This window comes from Aestuariivirga sp. (genome assembly GCF_044239095.1).
Taxonomy (GTDB): Bacteria; Pseudomonadota; Alphaproteobacteria; order Rhizobiales; family Aestuariivirgaceae; genus Aestuariivirga.
Genome location: NZ_JBIICB010000329.1, coordinates 1 through 4,309, shown reverse-complemented (window position 1 = coordinate 4,309; position 4,309 = coordinate 1). Strand labels below are relative to the sequence as shown.

General features: G+C 62.8%; 4 protein-coding genes and 1 pseudogene. All 5 read right to left on the bottom strand.

Annotation, left to right across the window (positions count from 1 at the left end; all coding sequences use genetic code 11):
• Positions 1-1,459, bottom strand: a 1,459-nt coding sequence (gene nuoG, locus ACILRA_RS20425; RefSeq protein WP_395663892.1) for an NADH-quinone oxidoreductase subunit NuoG, incomplete at its 3' end; no start/stop codon positions are given.
• Between the two features lie 60 nt (positions 1,460-1,519).
• Entirely contained in the window at positions 1,520-2,827 is a 1,308-nt protein-coding gene (gene nuoF, locus ACILRA_RS20420; RefSeq protein ID WP_395663891.1) for an NADH-quinone oxidoreductase subunit NuoF, read from the bottom strand.
• A gap of 9 nt (positions 2,828-2,836) precedes the next feature.
• Positions 2,837-3,832 carry an NADH-quinone oxidoreductase subunit NuoE gene (gene nuoE / locus ACILRA_RS20415; RefSeq protein WP_395663890.1) on the bottom strand — a complete coding sequence of 332 codons (996 nt, stop codon included), beginning with the start codon at positions 3,830-3,832 and terminating at the stop codon, positions 2,837-2,839.
• Between the two features lies 1 nt (position 3,833).
• Complete coding sequence (locus tag ACILRA_RS20410) at positions 3,834-4,181, bottom strand: hypothetical protein (RefSeq protein WP_395663889.1); 348 nt, start codon at positions 4,179-4,181, stop codon at positions 3,834-3,836.
• A pseudogene (locus ACILRA_RS20405) lies at positions 4,178-4,309 on the bottom strand (NADH-quinone oxidoreductase subunit D); the annotation flags it as partial. The pseudogene ACILRA_RS20405 and the gene ACILRA_RS20410, both read right to left, overlap by 4 nt.

Below are 4,309 nucleotides of genomic sequence, written 5' to 3'. Positions count from 1 at the left end.
CGGTGTGCAGCACGTTGAAGCCGTTCCAGCCATCCTTGATGGCGCCGAGCCTTTCGGCGGTCTTGTAGGCCGCGGCCAGAACCTGCGCGCCATCGGTACGCGCCAGCGCGCCCTGCCCCACGATCACCACCGGCTTCTCGCCCGCAGCCTCCGCCGAGGCCAGCGCCTGGGCAAGGCTTTCCGGCCCCGCGCCCAGATAGGCATAGGGGTAGGTCAGATCGGCGCGCTCGCCGATCACGCTCACCTTGCAGGAACCCTGCATCACGCGCTTGCGGATGCGGGCATTGATGATCGGTGCCTCGATGCGCGGATTGGAGCCGATCAGCAGGATCGAGCTGGCCTCCTCAAGGCCGGCGATGCCGGTGTTGAAGAGATAGCCCGCGCGGCCACCCGCGCCGCCCAGCGGCGTGCCATCCTGGCGGCAATCGATGTTCTTGATGCCCAGCTGTTCGGCGAACTGGCGGGCGGAGAAGGCTTCCTCCGCGCCCACCAGATCACCGAGAATGATGCCGATGCGCTCCGGGTTGGTCCCCTTCATGCGCTGGGCGATGCGCTGGAAAGCTTCCGGCCAGCTGGCGGACCGCAGCTTGCCGATCTCGCGCACATAGGGCCGGTCGAGGCGCTGCGCCTTGAGCCCATCCCACACGAAGCGCGTCTTGTCGGAGATCCACTCCTCGTTGATCTCCTCATGGGTGCGCGGCATGATCCGCATCACCTCGCGGCCGCGCGCATCCACCCGGATGTTGGAGCCCACCGCGTCCATCGCATCGATGGTTTCGGTCTTGCGCAGTTCCCACGGCCGCGCCTTGAATTCATAGGGCTTCGAGGTGAGCGCGCCCACCGGGCAGAGATCGATGATGTTGCCCTGCAGTTCCGAGTTGATGGCCTTGTTGAGGTAGGTGGTGATCTCCATGTCCTCGCCACGGCCGGTGGCACCCATCTGCTCGATGCCGGCCACTTCGGTGGTGAACCGCACACAGCGCGTGCACTGGATGCAGCGGTTCATCTGCGTCTTGACGAGGGGGCCCAGATACTTGTCCTCGACCGCGCGCTTGTTCTCATGGAAGCGGTTCTTGTCCACGCCATAGGCCATGGCCTGGTCCTGCAGGTCGCATTCGCCGCCCTGGTCGCAGATCGGGCAATCCAGCGGGTGGTTGATGAGCAGGAATTCCATCACGCCTTCGCGCGCCTTCTTCACCATCGGGGTGTTGGTGAAGACTTCCGGCGGCTCGCCATTGGGGCCTGGGCGCAGGTCGTTGACGGAGAGCGCGCAGGAGGCCTGCGGCTTCGGCGGGCCGCCCTTCACTTCGACAAGGCACATGCGGCAATTGCCGGCAATCGAGAGCCGCTCATGGTAACAGAAGCGCGGCACCTCGGCGCCGGCCTGTTCGCAGGCCTGCAGCAGGGTGAGACCATTTTCGACTTCGATCTCGGTGCCGTCGATCTTGATTTTAGGCATCAGCTTGCTCGCGTTCCCAATCCGTCCTGACAGCCAGCCCCGGGCTGGCCGCCCTTAATCTTATTCAGCAGCGATCTTGCGCACCGCGCCGTCATGGTCGGGGTTTGCCGCATACTGGTCGATGCGGGCCTCGATGACATGGCGGAAGTGCGTGATCAGGCCCTGGATTGGCCAGGCGGCCGCGTCACCCAGAGCGCAAATGGTGTGGCCTTCGATCTGCTTCGAAACATCAAGCAGCATGTCGATCTCGCGCTTCTCGGCGCGGCCTTCGGCCATGCGCGTCATCACGCGCCACATCCAGCCCGTGCCTTCGCGGCAGGGCGTGCACTGGCCGCAGGACTCGTGCTTGTAGAAGTAAGCAAGCCTGGCGATGGCCTTGATGAGGTCGGTCGACTTGTCCATCACGATCACCGCCGCCGTGCCGAGGCCCGAGCGGAGCTTGGAGAGCGAGTCGAAATCCATCGGCGTGTCGATGATCTGCGCGGCCGGCACCATGCGCACGGAAGATCCGCCGGGAATCACCGCCAGCAGATTGTCCCACCCGCCGCGCACGCCACCTGCATGGCGCTCGATCAGCTCGCGGAAGGGAATGCCAAGTTCTTCCTCCACCACGCAAGGGGTGTTCACGTGGCCCGAGATGCAGAACAGCTTGGTGCCCGCATTGTTGGGGCGCCCGATGGAATTGAACCAGGTCGCGCCGCGCCGCATGATGGTGCCGGAAACCGCGATTGACTCCACATTGTTCACCGTCGTCGGCGCACCATAGAGGCCCACATTCGCCGGGAACGGCGGCTTCATGCGCGGCTGGCCCTTCTTGCCCTCGAGGCTCTCGAGCATCGCCGTCTCTTCGCCGCAGATGTAAGCACCCGCGCCATGGTGGACGATCACGTCGAAGTCCCAGCCATGCACATTGTTCTTGCCGATGAGGCGCGCCTCATAGGCCTGGTCAACGGCGGCCTGCAGATGCTCACGCTCACGGATGAATTCGCCGCGCACATAGATATAGGCCGCATGGCAGCCCATCGCGGCGCCCGCCAGCAGGCAGCCTTCGACGAGGAGATGCGGCTCATGCCTGAGGATCTCGCGGTCCTTGCAGGTGCCGGGCTCGGACTCGTCTGCGTTCACGACCAGGTAATGCGGCCGCTCGCCGATGACCTTCGGCATGAAGGACCATTTGAGGCCAGTGGGGAAGCCCGCGCCGCCGCGTCCGCGCAACCCTGAGGCTTTCACCTCATTGATCATCCAGTCGCGGCCCTTCTCGATGAAGCCCTTGGTGCCGTTCCAGCAGCCGCGTTTTTTCGCACCTTCCAGACCCCAGTCATGGAAGCCATAGATGTTGGTGAAGATGCGGTCCTTGTCAGCGAGCATTGCTTGTCCTCACTTGTTCGGCTTTTCACCGATGTCGCTCGCGGGGCGCCATCCGGTCATCAGCTTCTTTGCTTGCATCACCCATTCATCGCGCAGGATGCGGCCCTTGAAGCCTTCCAGCCGGTCATCCACCCAGGCGATTTCCTTCTCCGTCCAGGATGCGATCTGGTCGAAATGCCAGACACCCATGGTGTTCAACATCTCGCGCAGCTTGGGGCCCACGCCCCAGATCAGTTCGAGATCATCGGCCTTGCCGCCCTTGGGCGCAGCATGAAGTTCGGGCTTGTCTTCGGGAGTGGCAGCGGGCGCAGCAGGAGCCGGTGCTGCAGCGGGTGCAGGAGCGGCAGGCGGCGGGGGCGGCGGGGCCTCGACGCGGATGAAGGTGCGGTTGCCTTCATAGAGCGACGGCTCGATCAGCGTCGTCGCCCCACCGAAGGGAGACGCCATGTGGCGGTCGATCTGCGGGCCCACCTTCACCTTGGCGCCGGCGGCCAGGTCATCGATCAGTTTTTCGAAGGAGGCAGGCGTCAGGTCTTCATAAGTATCCTTGAAGATCTGCACCATCGGCGCGTTCACGCAGGCGCCGAGGCACTCGACCTCCTCCCACGAGAACCGTCCGTCTTCGGACAAATGATGCGGCTCGTGGTGGATCCTGTTCTGGCAGACCTTCTTCAGCGCTTCAGCACCGCGCAGCATGCAGGGCGTGGTGCCGCAGACCTGGATGTGGGCGACCTTGCCTACCGGGGCCAGTTGGAACATGGTGTAGAAAGTCGCAACCTCGAGCACGCGGATGTAGGACATGTCCAGCATGTCCGCCACGTATTCGATCACGGGCTTCGACACCCAGTTCTCATTCTGCTCCTGCGCGCGCCAGAGCAACGGAATTACTGCGGAGGCCTGCTTGCCAGCCGGATATTTGGCGATGGTCTGCTTGGCCCAGGCAAGATTCTCCGCATTGAAAGCGAAGCTGTCGGGCTGGATGGCATGAAGACGACGTACGCTCATTTCACTCTACCCGAATGAAGCCAATTGCAAGGGGAACCAGAACGGGCATCAAGAAACCAATCCATTGAAAGTAACTCTTTAGGATGCTCACCAGGAGAAAGGCCAGTAGACCTCCTCCGATCACCGTGATTAGCAGAGCAACCCATCCCAGCTGCCATATAGTTAAAGCAAGCGATGCGATGATTCCTATGAACGCTGCAGTGGAAATCCATCCCAACTGATTAGAAGCCCAAGTGCCTCTGGCCCAACCTCGCGCCGCCGCGTAACCGGGATATGCAACGAAGCCAAGGCTCAGCGCAAAGAGCACTACCAATAAAATCTGTGCTGTGTTTGCGCTCAGCGAGATCACCGGTCCACCTCACCAAAGACGATATCGAGAGAGCCGAGGACCGCAGAGACGTCCGCCAGCATGTGGCCGCGGCAGATGTGGTCCATCGCCTGAAGATGCGCAAAGCCGGGAGCCCTGAGCTTGCAGCG

Excerpts from the sequence above, each read along its gene's own strand:
- nuoE (WP_395663890.1), bottom strand. The coding sequence starts at position 3,832 with ATGAGCGTACGTCGTCTTCATGCCATCCAGCCCGACAGCTTCGCTTTC.
- nuoF (WP_395663891.1), bottom strand. The coding sequence starts at position 2,827 with ATGCTCGCTGACAAGGACCGCATCTTCACCAACATCTATGGCTTCCAT.